The following is a 15,075-nucleotide window of genomic DNA, read 5'->3' as shown; positions in this document are numbered from 1 at the left end:
TCAGCACGCGAACGATTAATGCCGGAAAATCAGCCTTCGATGCGCGAAAGGTCGGCCACACCGGAACAGATTGTGCGGATGCGGCTTAGCAGATTCAACCGGTTGCGCCGAATGATCGGGCTTTCGGCATTCACCTGCACCGCGGTAAAGAATGCATCGAGCGGCCCGCGCAAGGCCGCCATCGCCGCCATCGCCGCCGCAAAATCCTCCACCGCCATCGCCGGGCCGATCTTCGCCTCCGCAGCATCAAGTGCGGCAAACAGCGCCTTCTCCTCCGGCCCTTCGGCAAACTTCACATCCGCGCCGTAGGAATACTCCACCCCGTCCTTGGCCTCGGCCTGGGTCAGGATGTTGTTGGCGCGCTTGTAGCCTTGCAGCAGGTTCGCTCCATCCTCGGTCTTCATCACCGAAGCCAGAGCCTCCGCCCGCTTCACGAGCAGCGTCAGGTCATCATTCCCCGGCATCGCAAGGCAGGCGTCGATGATGTCGTGCCGGATGCCCTGATCCTTGAGGTAGACCTTGAGGCGGTCGTGGAGGAAGGCGAGGAGGTCTGCCTTGATCCCATCTATCTTAACCAGATCAACGGGATAGGTATCAGAAAACGTTTTGAGACCCGCGATCTCAATCAAAGCATTGATGCCTTGCTTCGCAGTTGTCCAAGCTTGAGCTGTGTCATTTTGGATTAATCCGTCGAGCAGTCGGACATTTAGCTTCAGTTCGTTGCGCGTCCCCAACACCAACCTGATCACCCCCAACGCCGCCCGCCGAAGTGCAAACGGGTCCTTCGACCCCGTCGGTTTCTCGTCAATCGCCCAGAACCCGGTCAGCGTGTCGATCTTGTCGGCCAGCGCCACGGCCACCGACACAGGCTCCGTCGGCACCGCGTCCGATGGACCAAGCGGCGAGTAGTGGTCGCGCGCGGCCAGCGCCACGGCCTCCGGCATTCCGGCGGCGCGGGCGTAATACATGCCCATCAGGCCCTGCAATTCCGGGAACTCGCCCACCATCGCCGACCGCAGGTCCGCCTTGGCCACCCGCGCCGCCTGTTCGGCCAGCGCAGCGTCTGCCCCAACCATCGGCGCGATCTCCCGCGCCAAAGCCGCGATCCGCTCCACCCGCTCGGCCTGAGAGCCCAACTTCCCGTGGAACGTCACGGCCTTCAGCCCGTCCAGCCACTCGCCCATGCCGGCCTTCGCCACCCGCAGATCATTCTCCCAAAAGAACTTCGCGTCCGACAGCCGCGCCGACAGCACCTTCTGGTTGCCCTGCAGGATCACCGCTCCGCCATCCGCCGCATCAATGTTGGCGACCGTGATGAACCCTTCGATCCGCCCCGATTTCGCCCGCACCGAAAAGAATTTCTGGTGCTCCTTCATCGAGGTTTGCAGCACCTCCGGCGGCAAATCCAGAAACGCAGGCGCGATCCGCCCCATCAGCACCACCGGCCATTCGACCAGCCCCGCCACCTCGGCCAAAAGCCCCGCATCCGGCACCACTTCCATGCCAGCCGCAAAGGCCGCGTTCTGCGCGCCCTGCCAGATCGCCGCCTCGCGTTCGGCCGAATCCAGCACCACGAAAGCCCGCTTCAACTTCACCACATAGTCGTCAAACCCGTGCACCGGGAACGGCCCCGCGCCCATGAAGCGGTGGCCTTCGGTGACGTTCCCCGCAACGATCCCGTCAACCTCCAGCGGCACAAGATGCGCGCCACCCTCGTCCGACAACAGGCATAAAATCCGCTGCAACGGCCTGACCCAGCGCAAGGTCCCCGCCCCCCAGCGCATCGACTTCGGCCACGGAAAGCCCCGGATCACACCCTCCAACACTTCCGCCACGATCGCCTCGGCCTTCCGCCCCGGCTTTTCGACCACGGCAAAGTAGACCTCGCCCTTCTTGTCCGCCCGCCGCTCCAACTGGTCCAGCGTCAGCCCGGTCGACCGAAGGAACCCCTCCACCGCCGCCGCAGGTGCCGTCGTCGCCGGACCTTTGCGTTCTTCGCGCACGGCGCGCGACTCGACCGTCAGCCCCTCGACCGACAGCACCAACCGCCGCGGCGTCGAAAACGCGCCCGCGCTGGCATAGGTCAGGCCCGCCTCGATCAGCCCGTCGGTCACCAGTTTCTTCAGATCTTCCCGCGCGCGGGCCTGCATCCGCGCCGGGATTTCCTCAGAGAACAGCTCGATCAGAAGGTCAGGCATCGCTCAATCCTCAAGGCTGTCGTTCAACTGGTGCCAGGCATAGGCGCGGCCATCGGGAAACACCGCCACCACCCGGTCAACACCGGGGTGGATGTTGGCCTGCGACAGGAAGGCCACCGCCTCGCCCTTTTCCAGCGCCGCCCCGATGGCAGCGGCATCAAAGCAGTCGAACCACCCCGGCGCGTTCAAAGGCTCGGCCTTGTCATAGATCCGGTAGGTCTCCGACAGCATCGCCAGCGTCATCGGCGTCTTGAAACACGCCCGGAACCGGATCGGAGAGCTTTCGCCGTCGATCCCGGTCACATCTTCGGCAATGATCGGCTCCGGTGCGTCACCGGCGACCGGCGTCAGCATGATCTCGGCCCCCGGCTGGAAGGCAACCGGCTGATAATACGCGTAAACCTGCGTGTAATACAGGAACGCGCCCCCGATCAGCGATACGATCACGATAAACCCCGCTGCGATCTTGCCCACATTCACAGGTCCGCCCCCGCTGCGGTCTGCCGGAACGCGTCGGCGCATTGCTTTGCCAGCGCCCGGACCCGCCCAATATAGGCCTGCCGCTCGGTCACCGAAATCACGCCCCGCGCATCCAGCAGGTTGAAGATGTGGCTGGCCTTGATGCACTGGTCATAGGCCGGATGCGCCATCACGATCGTGCGCCCCGCCTTGTCGGGCTGCGCCGCGCCAAGGATGCGCCCGCACTCCGCCTCGGCATCCATGAAGTGCTGGAACAGCATCCCGGTGTCGGCCTGATCGAAGTTGTGGCGCGAATACTCCTCCTCCGTCTGCCGGAAGATGTCGCCGTAGGTCAAAGGGATCGGGCTTTGCGGATCGTTGAAGGGCATGTCCATCACATGATCCACCCCCATCACATACATCGCCAGCCGCTCCAGCCCGTAGGTCAGCTCTCCACTGACCGGCTTGCAGTCATGCCCACCAACCTGCTGGAAGTAGGTGAACTGGCTCACCTCCATCCCGTCGCACCAGACCTCCCAGCCCAGACCCCAGGCGCCCAGCGTCGGGCTTTCCCAGTCGTCCTCGACAAAGCGGATGTCATGCAGGCCCATGTCGATGCCGATCGCCTGCAACGACCCCAGATACAGCGCCTGCATGTCCGGGGGGCTGGGTTTGATGATGACCTGATACTGATAGTAATGCTGCAACCGGTTCGGGTTTTCGCCATAGCGCCCGTCGGTCGGGCGCCGCGAGGGCTGCACATAGGCCGCCGCCCAGGGCTTGGTCCCCAAGGACCTCAGCGTGGTGGCCGGGTGGAAGGTTCCGGCGCCCACTTCCATGTCATAAGGCTGCAACACCGCGCAGCCCTGCGCCGCCCAATACGCCTGAAGCCGCAGGATGATTTCCTGAAAACTGCGGGGGGTAGCGGGCATATCGGTCATGGCGAACCCTTGGCAAAGCCGGTGGCAAACGCGGTGAAAACCCGGTGGCGGGTAAACTCGCGCCCTCCCTATCCATTGGGGCCGGAAGGGTCAATTGCCGTGACACCCGTGCCGGGTTGGCCCTTGCCCCGGCCCCGCCCTTCCCGCATGGTGAGCCGGACAAAATCACCCTCAGGACCGCGCCTCGCATGTCAAAAGCCGTTTTTGCCATTGTTCTTCTGTTCGCAAGCCTTTTTTCGCTGACCGCCCAAGCGCAGGATGAACCGCAGGTCTGGATTCAGATCGAGGCCCAGCCCACCCTTGTCGAGGCCGAGGCCCGCGCCAGCGCCTATGCTGCGATCTTTCCCGAAACCGTCGGCTTTCGGCTGCGGTCGGGCTGGTATGGTATCGCCCTCGGCCCCTACGGCGCGGGCGACGGCGCGGCGCGGCTGGCCACGCTGTTGCGCGAGAACCTGATCCCATCCGACAGCTTTATCGCCTTTGACCGCGACTTCGGTGACCGGTTCTGGCCCGTTGCCGGCGCGGCCCCGGTTGCCCCGCAAGCCCTGCCCGAAGCCGAAGCGGCGGCAGAACCAGAAGCCACGCCCGAAGCCGCCACCGCCCTGCCTGACGAAACCCGCGCCGACGCCCGCGCCTCCGAAGCCGCGCTGTCCGAAGAGGCCCGAAAAGAGCTGCAAGCCGCCCTGCAATGGTTCGGGTTCTACGCAGGCGCCATCGACGGCGCTTACGGCCCTGGCACCCGCAACTCGATGGCCGCATGGCAGGAAGCGAACGCCATCGAACCGACCGGCGTCCTGACCTCGCGCCAGCGCGCCGCCCTCCTGAACGCCTTCCGCGATGAGACGGCAAGCTATGGCTTTGCCAAGGTGAACGAGGTGGACAGCGGCATCGAGGTGACCCTACCGCTCGGCCTGGTGGAATTCGACCATTACGAACCGCCCTTCGTGCATTTCCGTGCCAAGGGCGGGTCCGACCTCCGCATCCTCCTGATCTCGCAGCCCGGCGATCAATCCAGCCTCTACGGCCTTTACGACATCCTGCAATCGCTGAAGGACGTGCCCCTCACCGGCGAGCGGACGCGCAATGAGGCATCGTTCCGCATTCGCGGCACCTCGGCCACCACAGATACCACCGCCTACGCCGAACTGGCCGGCGGCCTCATCAAGGGCTGGATGGTGATTTCCACCCCCGGCAACGACCGGCGCGACGCTCGCATCCTGCAAGCCATCGAAAGCAGCTTCAAATCCTCCTCCGACCGCGCGCTCGATCCCGGCATGGTCGCCATGTCCGCCGAGGCGAAAACCGGCCTCCTGTCCGGCCTCGAAGTGCGCAAGCCGAAATTCAGCCGCTCGGGCTTCTTCATCGACGCGACCGGGACCGTGCTGACCACGGCCGAAGCCGTTACCGGCTGCGGTCGCATCACCATCGACCGCACCGAAGACGCGACCGTCACGCTGAATGACGCGGCAACCGGCCTTGCGGTGCTCCGCCCGGCGACGCCGCTGGCCCCGCGCAGCGTCGCGGCCTTCCAGCTTGCCCCCGACCGTGTCGGTGCCGAAGTGGCGCTGGCGGGATATTCCTATGAGGATCGCCTGCCCGGTGCCGTCCTCAGCTTCGGCACGCTGGAGGAATTGTCGGGCCTCAACGGCGAACCCGGCGTCAAGCGCCTCGCGATCGACGCGCTCCCGGGCGATACCGGCGGCCCGGTCCTTGACAGCACCGGCGCGGTCCTGGGGATGCTTCTGCCGCGCGCCGCACTCGGCACCCGACAGCTTCCGCCCGAAGTGGCCTACGCCGCATCCGCCGCGCAGATCGCCACCACCCTAGGCACGGCGGGCATCCTTCCCACCCAGTCGGCACAAGCGGGCGCTATGGCCCCCGAAGACCTTAGCCGCGCGGCAACCGGGATGACCGTCCTCGTCTCCTGCTGGGATTAACGCCGCCAGAACGCCGGCAACACCAGCACCAGGATCGCCAGCAGGCCCAACCGGCCAAGGATCATGTTAAGCGTCATGATGAAAATGGCAGCGTCCGGAAAATCAATGAAAGTACCGGTGCGCGCTAACAGCGGTCCGAACCCGTAGCCGATATTCCCAAGTGACGTCCAGGCTGCGAACAAGGCCGACACCGGGTCGACGCCGACCAGCGTCAACGCCACGCTCGTAACACCCAAAAGCAGGATGTAACTCGAAATGAACATTACGACGGCGTCCAGAACCTCTGTGTCCACAGTCCGGCCATCGTATTTCACCGGGTCGATACTTGAAGGGTTGGCAATCCGCTTCATTTCGCGCCGCAGGGCGGACATCGAGATTTGAACTCGGAAAACACTTATGCCCGCCGCTGATGATCCCGAACACGCTCCAATTACACCCACGACAAAGGCCACGATCAGCATGAACCCGCCCCAAGTGGGAAAACTTCCAGCCCCGAAGCCGGTGGATGACATGATCGAACTCAGGTTGAACAAGCTTTCGCGGAACGCTGGCTCCAATCCCATCTCAGATGTCGCCACCCGCCAGACTGTAACCATCAAGACCGCCGACATCAGCCAGCGAATATAGGCCCGTGCCTGACTGTCCCGCCACATGGGCCCGACCGTCCCGTTCACCAGTTGCACGTAGCGAATGTAGGGCAAACTGGCAATAATCATGAAGAACGCACCGAAATACTCGCCCGCACCCCGATATTTATTGAACGAAAGATCAGAAGGCGAAAAGCCGCCCGTTGAGATGGTCGCAAAGCCATTTACCACCGCATCAAGCGGCGTCATTCCGATCAGCAGATATGTCGTGATGCAGATCGTGTTCATTCCAATATACACGAACAGCAACTGTCGCGCGATGTCGGTCGCACGCGGCAACGCCTTTCCAAAGGTATCAAACCCCTCGGTACGGAAGAACTGCATACCCCCGACGCGCATCAACGGCAAAAAGATCATCGCGATGAAGGCGATTCCCAATCCGCCTAGAAACTGGATCATCCCGCGCCACAGGTTCATCCCCACCGGCAGGGTGTCGAGCCCGTAGATCACCGTCGCACCCGTGGTCGTGAACCCCGACACGCTTTCAAAGAAGGCGTCGGGATAACTCAGCCCCGGCGCGCCGAAATACAGCGGCAGCGCACCGAACCCCGGCACCACGATCCAGATCGCCGCCGTCAGAAGATAGGCCTGCCGCACATCCAGCGCCTGTCCCAGCCCGTTCACCGTGGCCAGCGACAAGGCGCCGCCGACCACGCCGGTGATCATCGCGCATTGCGCAAAGGCAATGCCGTTCGGGTCACCGGCCCGCCAGTCAATGATCGCCGGCGCCACCATGAGAATGGCCAGGACAACCAGAATGCGTCCAATGACATAGGCGACGGGGCGGATATCAATCATGGTGCGGCATGGCTACGCGGGCGCGTCCGGCCCGTCAATTGCCATGCCGTCCATCACCCGGCGTGGATCAGGCTTTGAAACAGGCGCGGATCAAGGCTTTCCGCGGCGAACGTCGGCCCCTCGGTCAGAAGGCTGACCGCGTCGTGGCTGTGCAGCGATTCCTGATGGCTTGCCACCACCCGGAAATCGCCAACCCGCGGATCGCCCTTCAGCGCCTGGCAAAAGCTGCGCGCGGCGTCTTCCACGAAGATCGGGTTTGCCGCGTTCAGTTCCGCAAACGCCTGCTCATCCTCGCGCTTGACCATCACCTGCGTTTCGGTCGGCACCCCGTCGCGCGCCAGTTCGACCAGATCTTCGAACCACAGCCGGTCCCCGACCAGTTCCACCGAAATCCGCGCCACCGACCGCTGGCTGTGCGGCGTGGCCAACTGCCCCCGCGTCATCCGCGCATGTTCCGACAGTTCCAGACTGCACGGGCAGGTCGAGGAATAGACGTAATCCAGATGCAGGATCTTCTTCCTGACCCCAGCCTTTTCCACCAGTTCCAGCGCGATGTCGTAATACTGCCAGCCCTTCAGCCCCGACCGCAGGCTCGACACCTGCATCGGGAACGACAGCCGCATCTGGATGCGCGCGTCAAACGACCCCAGATCGCGCTTGTAGTCGTCCAGCGCCGCCTCGATCACGCCAAAGTAAAACTCCTTGTCGGCATGGGCGTAGAACGACCGCATGATGCGGCTCATGTTGATGCCCTTCTTTTCCGCCTCAAGGCTGACGGTCCCGGTCACGCTGGTTTCCAGCGTGAGCGGACCGTTGTCGCGCGTCTGGTAACGGATCGGCAGGCGAAAGTTGGAAATGCCGACGTGCTGGATCACCGCCTTCTCACCCACGATCAGGCTTGCCGGCCCGTTCTGCAAATCGGGCAGGCCGGCCTTGTAGGCGTCCGTGACCACGAAATCGGCCGGATAATTGCGCGACAACACCGGATAACCAGCGCCCGGCAGCAGGTTGCCGACGCTCGGGTCCAGCAGCGCGATCTCGGCATCCGACGAATGCCCCGCCCATAGCCGCAAAAGGTTCAGCGCCGCTTCCGCCTCGTCGCGCGAAGGTTTGCGCAGGGCATCGGGAGTGTGGATGTTCATCGGGTGGTCCTTTCGGTTCCGGCAGCGCAAGGCCTGCCTTCAATTTCCGGAGAGTATACGGGCTACGCCTGCCCCCGGATCACCCTGGTCCGGGGGGAAGCACGCCTGATCTAATCACATAATAGTGCGACGCAAGGGCCGTCCGCGACCTTCACGCCACCGAAAGCGCCTGCATCAAATCCGACGTAAGGTCGCCCGCGTCCTCCAGCCCCACCGACAGCCGGATCAGCCCCGGTGTGATGCCCAGCACGTCCTTCTGATCCTGCGGCAGCCGCTGATGAGTCGTCGTCGCCGGGTGCGTCGCGATCGACTTCGCATCGCCAAGGTTGTTGGAGATCTTCACGATCTCCAACGCATTCATGAACCGGAACGCCGCTTCCTTGCCGCCCTTCAGGTCAAACGCCAAGAGCGTCCCGCCCGACCCCATCTGTGCCATCGCCAGCGCGTGCTGCTTGTGGCTCGGCAAGCCCGGATAAACCACCCGGCTCAGCTTTTCATGGCCCTCAAGCGCCGACGCGATGTCCTTCGCCGCATCCGCCATCGCCCGGCAGCGCAGGTCCAGCGTCGCCATGCCGTTCAGGTGCATCCACGCCGTGAACGGGCTCATCGACCCGCCGGTATGCTTCATGTAAGGCTCAAGCGTCTTGCGGATGAACTCGCGGCTGGCGCAAACTACACCGCCCAAGGCGCGGCCCTGCCCGTCGATGTGCTTGGTCGTCGAATAAACGATCACATCCGCACCCTGCTCCACCGCGCGCGAAAACACCGGCGTCGCAAACACGTTGTCGCAGATCACCAGCGCACCGGCCGCATGGGCAATCGCGGAAACTGCCGTGATATCAATCAACTCCAGTGTGGGGTTCGACATGGACTCGAAGAACACCGCCTTCGTTCCCGGCACCACCGCCGCCCGCCACTGGTCCAGATCAGCACCGTCGACGAAGGTCACCTTCACGCCATAGCGCGTCAGCACCTCTTCCAGAATGTAAAGGCAACTGCCGAACAGCGCCCGCGAACTGACCACGTGATCCCCCGCCCGCAGCATCGAGGTCAGCGCCCCCGACACCGCCGCCATCCCGCTGGCCGTGGCAAAAGCGTCCTCGGTGCCTTCCAGCGCCGCGATGCGTTCTTCGAACATCCGCGTCGTGGGGTTGCCGTAGCGGGCATAGATGAACTCATCCTCGCCCGCCTTGATGAACCGCGCCTCGGCGCTTTCCGCGTCAGGGTAGACGAAACCCTGCGTCAGAAAAATCGCTTCTGCCATCTCGCCATACTGGCTGCGACGGGTGCCTTCGTGCACCAGTTTCGTGCGGGTTTTCCAGTCTTTCGTCATTGTGGCGGCCTCCGGCCAAGAAAAAACCCCGGACAACCAAAGGTGCCGGGGCCAATGCCCTTCACCTCTTTAGCGGTTTGTTTAACGTGGCCCGCAATCCGGAGACAAATCGCCACGACCCGATCTCTACGCCCCGTCCCCGGCGTGGTCAACCCTGCCCGAAACCACAAAAGGCCGCGTCGAAACGCGGCCCTTGGTCTTCCTCGCCCGCCCCCTGGTTCAGACCGGATGCGCCTCGTCGTCAAGGTTGATCACCGTCAGCACCAGCGCCCGCAGCACCGTATGGCCGATCACCGGCAGCACCGCCCAGAACAGCAGCCAATGCGAGGCGTCAAGCGTGCTGATCAGCGTCTCGTTCAGCAAAAGGAAGCTGAAGTTGTAGATCACCATCATCCGCGACAGGTTGGGCAGGTAATCCTGCATCTCGCGGTCCGGCCAGAAGGTCGCCGCGGTGTCGTTGCGGCCACGCAGCACGTCCAGCAGGAACACACCGCCGATCACCACATAAAACGCGCTCTGGATGCGCTGGCACCAAATCGGATCACTTGCCAGCGCCACCACCGCCAAGGGCAGCACCGACATTGCCAGCGCCAGAAGCACCGTCTGGCTTGCGCTGAACTTCAGCAGCATCCGCCGCACCATCCCCTCGAACCCAAGGCCGATCCGCACCGCCAGCGCCAGCAGGAAGGCCGTCGCAAAGGCCTGACCCGACGCGTCGGCACCGTGCGCAACCGCAAGGATGGGGTAAGAGGCCAGCAGCACCGCACCGGGAATGTAGATCGTGCGCGGCAGCGCGGTCAGGTCTTGAAACAGGCTCAGGAACAAACGGATCAGGTCAAATGGGCTACGGTACATGGCAAACCTCTAATCGCTTGGCCCTGTTCTAGCGGCGACTTAAGGCAGAGCTTGGGCAGAACCCGGACCCTTGAAAGGCATTTCGGACAGCAACCGTCACTTTTCCTCGGGTGGCTCGATCAGATAGCGGTTCAGCATCGTGATCTGCAACATCAGGAACAGGAACAGCGCCACCGGCATCCCGAAGGTCTCCAGCTTGACCCAAAGCTCGGTCGATTGCGTGCGCCAGATCACCTCGTTGGACACCGCGAGGGCCGCGAACATCATCGCCAGCCGCCGCGTCAGGATCATCCAACCCTCTGGCAGCATTGGCAAAGCCTCGGCCATCACCCATTGCAGGTAGCTGCGCCCCTGCAGCAACCCAACCGTCAGGATGGTGGTGAAGGTGCCGTAGACGATGGTCGTCTTCATCTTGAAAAAGCTTTCGTCGTTGAACCACGCCGTAAGCCCGCCGAAGAAGATCACCATCACCCCGACGAAGATCTGCATCCGGCTCAACTGCCCGGTCAGCCACCATAGCGCCGCAATTGAGACAAGAAGGATCGGCACCAGCACCAGCGCCGCCACGATGAACCCCGAATACTCGGTGCCGCCGATCTGAAACTTGTCTTCCTTGATCCACATGTAGATCGCAAAGAACACCAGAGTCGGGCCCAGTTCCAGAACCTGCTTCAGCACCGGGTTGATCGTCTTGCCTGCCATCGTCATCCTGCCTGTACCATCACCGCGCCCAGCGCGACGCCCGCCATCAGGGCCGCGCGCAGGCGGCCCACCTTTTCGCCCAAGACCGCCCAGCCGATCAGCGCCGCAAACACAGTAGAGGTTTCGCGCAGCGCCGCAACCTCGCCCACCTTGCCGATCCGGGTGCCCAGCATCACCCCGCCGAAACTGACAAAGGCGACCAGCGCCCCGATCACCCCGCGCAGCATCAGCCCCCGCACCTCGCCCGCCACAGACGTGGTGCCGCGCCACAGCTTCACCCCCATCAGCACCGGAAAGTCCAGCGCGGTGATAAAGAAGAACCATGCCAGAAAGGTGAACGGGTCCGGCGTCAACCGGATGCCCCAGGCGTCATAGGTGGTGTAGACCGCCACAAGCATCCCGCCGGCAAAGGCCCAAGCCAACCCCGCCTTCAGCGCCCGTGGATCAACCGGCGCGCCGCGCAGGTTCACCCCCGCAAGGGCCAGGATCGCCGCCGACAGGATCGCCACGCCCAGCCACTGCCACGGCCCGTAATGCTCGCCCAGAAAGATCGCCGCAAAGGCCAGCGTGATCAAGGGGCCAGACCCCCGCACCACCGGATAGACCACCGTGTAAGCCGCCCGCTCATAGGCCAGCGCCATCGTCAGCTTGTAGCAAAAATGGATGCCCAGCGCGCCCACCAGCACCGCCCACTCCATCCCCACCGGCCACGGCACCAAAAACAGCGCCACCGGTGCCGCCAGGAGCGCGATCCACGCGTCGATCGCGCCGCGCGTCACCCAAGGATCGTGCCGCCCCTTCTGCAACGCGCCGAAACAGGCATGTGCAATCGCCGACATCAGCGCCAGCAACAGCGCCACATGCTCACCCGCCGTCGTGCCTTCCAGCGCCTGCAGCGTCTCGGTCATGCTGCCCGCATCGTCTAGGTGTCCAGTCCAACCAGCGCGCGCGCAAATTCGTCTGGATCAAAGGGCGACAGATCGTCGATCTGCTCGCCGACGCCAATCGCATGGATCGGCAGCCCGAACTTGTCAGCCAGCGCCACCAGCACCCCGCCCTTCGCCGTGCCGTCCAGCTTGGTCATCACCAGCCCCGACACATCCGCGATCTTGCGGAATATCTCCACCTGCATCAGCGCGTTCTGCCCCGTCGTCGCATCCAGAACCAGCAGCGTGTTATGCGGCGCGGTCGGGTCTTTCTTGCGGATCACGCGGACGATCTTGGCCAGTTCCTCCATCAGGTCCTGCCGGTTCTGCAACCGCCCCGCCGTGTCGATCATCAGAAGGTCCGCGCCCTCTGCCTCGGCCCGCGTCATCGCGTCGAAGGCAAGGCTCGCCGGATCGCTGCCCTCGGGCGCAGTCATCACCGGCACGCCCGCGCGTTGACCCCAGATCTGCAACTGCTCCACCGCCGCCGCGCGGAAGGTGTCGCCCGCCGCAATCACAACGGTCTTGCCCGCCGCCTTGAACTGGCTTGCCAGCTTGCCGATCGTCGTGGTCTTGCCCGATCCGTTGACGCCCACCACCAGCACCACTTGCGGCTTTTTCGGGTAAATCGGCATCGGTCGCGCCACCGGCCCCATGATCCGCGCCACTTCCGTCGCCAGCGCCGCCCGCAACTCGGGTGTCGAGATCTTGCGCCCGAACCGCCCCTCGGCGATGTTCGCCGTCACCCGAACGGCGGTATCCACGCCCATGTCGGCCTGAATCAGCATTTCCTCCAGGCTTTCCAGCATCGCGTCGTCCAGCACCCGGCGCGGCTCGTCGGCCACCCGCCCGAACATCCGGCCAAGGATCCCCGGCTTGGGTGCCGCCTCCGGCTCGGGCGGGCTGATCGGCTGAACCACCGGCTTGACCACTGCCGGAGCCTCCGGCGCGCTCACCTCCGCTGGCAGTTCCGGCACCTCCGGCACCGCAGCCTCATCCGCGCCCTCAGCGACCAGCGCCTCCAGCCCGTCGCCGATCTTGTCGGACGACCGGAACAGCCGGTCCTTCAGTTTGGTGAAAAAGGACATCGCGCCCCCTAATGGCATTTCCCTTCACCTAATCGCTTTGCCGCGCCGATGAAAGGCCCGCCTCCCGCACACCCGCCTCCCGCACACCCGTGCGCTTATGCGCGCTTCCCCGTCCCCCTTCGCTTCGCTTACACTTCCGCGCATGATGCGCCCCCTTCCCCTCGCAGCCTTTGCCTCCGCCTCGCTCGCGCCCGTCGCCCTCCTCCTCATCGGGCTGGCGACCAGCAGCACCTGGCTCTGGCTCGCCCTTCTCTACATGGCGGCCCTGACGATCCTCCTGGACCAACTGATCCCCCTCACCTCCGGCACCGCTGACGGGGAAGAGTTTCCTGCCGCCACCGCCCTTCTCATCACCATCGCTGCCGCCCACCTCGCCGCCCTGCCCATTGCCACATGGGCCATTGCCGGCGACAGCGGCCTGTCCACGCCCGAACGCATCGTCACCTTCTTCGCCGCGGGCCTGTGGTTCGGCCAAGTCACCCACCCCGCCGCGCACGAACTGATCCACCGCCCGCGCCGTGGCCTCGTGGCCCTTGGTGTGCTCCTCTACACCTCGCTCCTCTTTGGCCAGCACGCCTCGTCGCACCGTCTCGTGCATCACCGCCACGTCGCCAGCCGCGACGATCCGAACACCGCCCGCGCGGGCGAAAGCTATTACCGCTTCGCCCGACGCGCGTGGATGGGCGGATTTCGCCAAGGCTGGCAGGCCGAAACCGACCGCAGCGCGCGCAACTCCCGCCGCCTCCACCCCTACACACTCTACCTCACCGGCGCCCTCGCCTGCCTCGCCCTCGCCTTCGCCCTCGCAGGCCCGTGGGGCGTTTGCACATGGACCCTACTCGCCCTCCACGCCCAGTCCCAGATCCTCCTCTCCGACTACGTCCAGCACTACGGCCTGACCCGCGCCCGCCTGCCCGATGGCCGCCTTGAACCCGTCGGCCCCCGGCACAGCTGGAACACCCCGCACTGGTTTTCCTCCGCCATGCTCCTGAACGCCCCGCGCCATTCCGACCACCACACCCACCCCGGCCGCCCCTTCCCCGCGCTGCGCCTGCCCGACGACGCGCCGACCCTGCCCTGGCCCCTGCCCCTCGCCGCGACGATGGCACTTCTGCCGAGCACATGGCGCAAGGCGATGGCCCCCCACCTTGCCCGCTGGCAACCGCCGACCCCGCGTAAGGACACGCGCGCTTGACTGGCAATCACCGCCCCGCTCTGGCACTCTGCCCCAATCCAGACCGGAGCCTTCGATGCGTCTTGCCCTGTTGCTCAGCGCCCTCGCCTTCCCCGCCTTCGCCGAAACGCCCCTCACCGGGCCCGAGTTCGACGCCAACGTCACCGGCTCGACCATCACCTACGATTACGGCGACGGCCTCTTCGGCACCGAAGAATACCTGCCGGGCCGTTCCGTCCGCTGGGCCTTCGAGGGCGACACCTGCGTCTACGGCACCTGGTATCAGCAGGGCGACCAGATCTGTTTTGTCTACGACAACGAGCCAACCCCGCAGTGCTGGCTCTACTTCCTCGAAGACGGCGGCATCCGTGGCCGCTACATGGGGCCGGACGGTGGCTGGGAAATCCTTGAATCCAACCGCACGACCAATCCCCTGTCCTGCGCCGGTCCCGATGTGGGGGTCTGACCGATGCGCACCCTGATCGCCGCCCTTCTGGCCAGCCTGCCCCTCGCCGCCATCGCGGAAACCCCGATGACCGCCGAGGCGTTCGACGCCTACGTCACCGGCAAGACCCTGACCTATTCGCAATTCGGCCTCGTGTTCGGCACCGAGGAATACCTGCCCGGTCGCAAGGTGCGCTGGAGCGTGGCGGAAAACACCTGCGACTACGGCAGTTGGTATCCGCAGGGTGAAAACATCTGCTTTGTCTACGAATACGACCCGACCCCGCATTGCTGGACCTTCTGGCAGGGCGGCACCGGCCTCAAGGCGCTGTCGGTCGAAATGGCCCCCGGCGCTGAACTGAGCGAGGTGAACCAGACCGACACTCCCCTCGCCTGCCCCGGCCCCGACGTCGGCGCCTGACCCACGCCTG

At 64.5% G+C, this 15,075-nt stretch carries 14 protein-coding genes and 1 riboswitch; of the genes, 4 read left to right on the top strand and 10 right to left on the bottom strand.

Annotated features, from left to right (window positions below; all coding sequences use genetic code 11):
- Window positions 1-29: 29 nt before the first annotated feature.
- The 3 genes from glyS to ACROUL_RS08835 are packed head-to-tail and all read right to left on the bottom strand — an operon-like array spanning window position 30 to window position 3,598.
- Window positions 30-2,198 carry a glycine--tRNA ligase subunit beta gene (gene glyS / locus ACROUL_RS08845; protein WP_431299135.1) on the bottom strand — a complete coding sequence of 723 codons (2,169 nt, stop codon included), beginning with the start codon at window positions 2,196-2,198 and terminating at the stop codon, window positions 30-32.
- 3 nt (window positions 2,199-2,201) lie between these two features.
- Complete coding sequence (locus ACROUL_RS08840; RefSeq protein WP_431299134.1) at window positions 2,202-2,720, bottom strand: DUF6446 family protein; 519 nt, start codon at window positions 2,718-2,720, stop codon at window positions 2,202-2,204.
- Window positions 2,675-3,598 (bottom strand): glycine--tRNA ligase subunit alpha, encoded by a 924-nt coding sequence (locus ACROUL_RS08835; protein WP_431299133.1) that lies wholly within the window; start codon window positions 3,596-3,598, stop codon window positions 2,675-2,677. Before ACROUL_RS08835 ends, ACROUL_RS08840 begins: the two co-directional genes overlap by 46 nt.
- 188 nt (window positions 3,599-3,786) lie before the next feature.
- Here ACROUL_RS08835 and ACROUL_RS08830 point away from each other — a divergent pair, with 188 nt between their 5' ends.
- Window positions 3,787-5,535, top strand: coding sequence for a serine protease (locus ACROUL_RS08830; RefSeq protein ID WP_431299132.1), 1,749 nt, complete (start codon window positions 3,787-3,789; stop codon window positions 5,533-5,535).
- On the opposite strand, the gene ACROUL_RS08825 is transcribed toward ACROUL_RS08830, so the two are convergent.
- The 7 genes from ACROUL_RS08825 to ftsY all read right to left on the bottom strand — a co-directional run bounded on the left by ACROUL_RS08825 (window position 5,532) and on the right by ftsY (window position 13,026).
- The gene (locus ACROUL_RS08825; protein ID WP_431299131.1) at window positions 5,532-6,980 is read right to left on the bottom strand and encodes a TrkH family potassium uptake protein; all 1,449 of its coding nucleotides are present in this window, start codon (window positions 6,978-6,980) and stop codon (window positions 5,532-5,534) included. The genes ACROUL_RS08830 and ACROUL_RS08825 overlap by 4 nt on opposite strands.
- Window positions 6,981-7,033: 53 nt before the next feature.
- Window positions 7,034-8,122, bottom strand: a complete 1,089-nt coding sequence (gene folE2 / locus ACROUL_RS08820) for a GTP cyclohydrolase FolE2 (RefSeq protein ID WP_431299130.1) — start codon at window positions 8,120-8,122, stop codon at window positions 7,034-7,036.
- A 151-nt stretch (window positions 8,123-8,273) separates the two neighbouring features.
- On the bottom strand, window positions 8,274-9,455 hold the full coding sequence (gene metZ / locus ACROUL_RS08815; protein WP_431299129.1) for an O-succinylhomoserine sulfhydrylase: 1,182 nt from the start codon (window positions 9,453-9,455) through the stop codon (window positions 8,274-8,276).
- A 48-nt stretch (window positions 9,456-9,503) separates the two neighbouring features.
- Window positions 9,504-9,581, bottom strand: a riboswitch (SAM riboswitch).
- Window positions 9,582-9,674: 93 nt separating this feature from the next.
- On the bottom strand, window positions 9,675-10,310 hold the full coding sequence (locus ACROUL_RS08810; RefSeq protein WP_431299128.1) for a hypothetical protein: 636 nt from the start codon (window positions 10,308-10,310) through the stop codon (window positions 9,675-9,677).
- Window positions 10,311-10,406: 96 nt separating this feature from the next.
- Complete coding sequence (locus ACROUL_RS08805; RefSeq protein WP_431299127.1) at window positions 10,407-11,012, bottom strand: inner membrane-spanning protein YciB; 606 nt, start codon at window positions 11,010-11,012, stop codon at window positions 10,407-10,409.
- Window positions 11,013-11,014: 2 nt separating this feature from the next.
- Window positions 11,015-11,920 carry an EamA family transporter gene (locus ACROUL_RS08800; protein WP_431299126.1) on the bottom strand — a complete coding sequence of 302 codons (906 nt, stop codon included), beginning with the start codon at window positions 11,918-11,920 and terminating at the stop codon, window positions 11,015-11,017.
- A gap of 14 nt (window positions 11,921-11,934) precedes the next feature.
- Complete coding sequence (ftsY, locus tag ACROUL_RS08795; protein ID WP_431299125.1) at window positions 11,935-13,026, bottom strand: signal recognition particle-docking protein FtsY; 1,092 nt, start codon at window positions 13,024-13,026, stop codon at window positions 11,935-11,937.
- A gap of 142 nt (window positions 13,027-13,168) precedes the next feature.
- Between ftsY and ACROUL_RS08790 the strand changes: the two genes are divergently transcribed.
- From ACROUL_RS08790 to ACROUL_RS08780, 3 genes are read left to right on the top strand one after another with little or no spacing between them, the layout of a single operon-like run.
- Window positions 13,169-14,221, top strand: coding sequence for an alkane 1-monooxygenase (locus ACROUL_RS08790; protein WP_431299124.1), 1,053 nt, complete (start codon window positions 13,169-13,171; stop codon window positions 14,219-14,221).
- A gap of 55 nt (window positions 14,222-14,276) precedes the next feature.
- Complete coding sequence (locus ACROUL_RS08785; RefSeq protein WP_431299123.1) at window positions 14,277-14,666, top strand: hypothetical protein; 390 nt, start codon at window positions 14,277-14,279, stop codon at window positions 14,664-14,666.
- Between the two features lie 3 nt (window positions 14,667-14,669).
- A complete protein-coding gene (locus ACROUL_RS08780; protein WP_431299122.1) occupies window positions 14,670-15,065 on the top strand; it encodes a hypothetical protein in 396 nt (131 codons plus the stop codon).
- Window positions 15,066-15,075: the final 10 nt, after the last annotated feature.

The organism is Tabrizicola sp. BL-A-41-H6 (assembly GCF_050632395.1).
Lineage (GTDB): Bacteria > Pseudomonadota > Alphaproteobacteria > Rhodobacterales > Rhodobacteraceae > JAUYQR01.
The sequence above is the reverse complement of the archived record's forward strand: the minus strand, read 5'-3'. Positions and strand labels throughout refer to the sequence as shown.

What these genes read in the sequence shown, in the direction of transcription:
- ACROUL_RS08800 (WP_431299126.1), bottom strand. Translation starts at nt 11,920, where the DNA reads ATGACCGAGACGCTGCAGGCGCTGGAAGGCACGACGGCGGGTGAGCAT.
- ACROUL_RS08830 (WP_431299132.1), top strand. Translation starts at nt 3,787, where the DNA reads ATGTCAAAAGCCGTTTTTGCCATTGTTCTTCTGTTCGCAAGCCTTTTT.
- ACROUL_RS08835 (WP_431299133.1), bottom strand. Translation starts at nt 3,598, where the DNA reads ATGACCGATATGCCCGCTACCCCCCGCAGTTTTCAGGAAATCATCCTG.
- folE2 (WP_431299130.1), bottom strand. Translation starts at nt 8,122, where the DNA reads ATGAACATCCACACTCCCGATGCCCTGCGCAAACCTTCGCGCGACGAG.
- ACROUL_RS08825 (WP_431299131.1), bottom strand. Translation starts at nt 6,980, where the DNA reads ATGATTGATATCCGCCCCGTCGCCTATGTCATTGGACGCATTCTGGTT.
- ACROUL_RS08790 (WP_431299124.1), top strand. Translation starts at nt 13,169, where the DNA reads ATGATGCGCCCCCTTCCCCTCGCAGCCTTTGCCTCCGCCTCGCTCGCG.
- metZ (WP_431299129.1), bottom strand. Translation starts at nt 9,455, where the DNA reads ATGACGAAAGACTGGAAAACCCGCACGAAACTGGTGCACGAAGGCACC.
- ACROUL_RS08810 (WP_431299128.1), bottom strand. Translation starts at nt 10,310, where the DNA reads ATGTACCGTAGCCCATTTGACCTGATCCGTTTGTTCCTGAGCCTGTTT.
- ACROUL_RS08780 (WP_431299122.1), top strand. Translation starts at nt 14,670, where the DNA reads ATGCGCACCCTGATCGCCGCCCTTCTGGCCAGCCTGCCCCTCGCCGCC.
- ACROUL_RS08805 (WP_431299127.1), bottom strand. Translation starts at nt 11,012, where the DNA reads ATGGCAGGCAAGACGATCAACCCGGTGCTGAAGCAGGTTCTGGAACTG.
- ACROUL_RS08785 (WP_431299123.1), top strand. Translation starts at nt 14,277, where the DNA reads ATGCGTCTTGCCCTGTTGCTCAGCGCCCTCGCCTTCCCCGCCTTCGCC.
- glyS (WP_431299135.1), bottom strand. Translation starts at nt 2,198, where the DNA reads ATGCCTGACCTTCTGATCGAGCTGTTCTCTGAGGAAATCCCGGCGCGG.
- ACROUL_RS08840 (WP_431299134.1), bottom strand. Translation starts at nt 2,720, where the DNA reads ATGCGCCGACGCGTTCCGGCAGACCGCAGCGGGGGCGGACCTGTGAAT.
- ftsY (WP_431299125.1), bottom strand. Translation starts at nt 13,026, where the DNA reads ATGTCCTTTTTCACCAAACTGAAGGACCGGCTGTTCCGGTCGTCCGAC.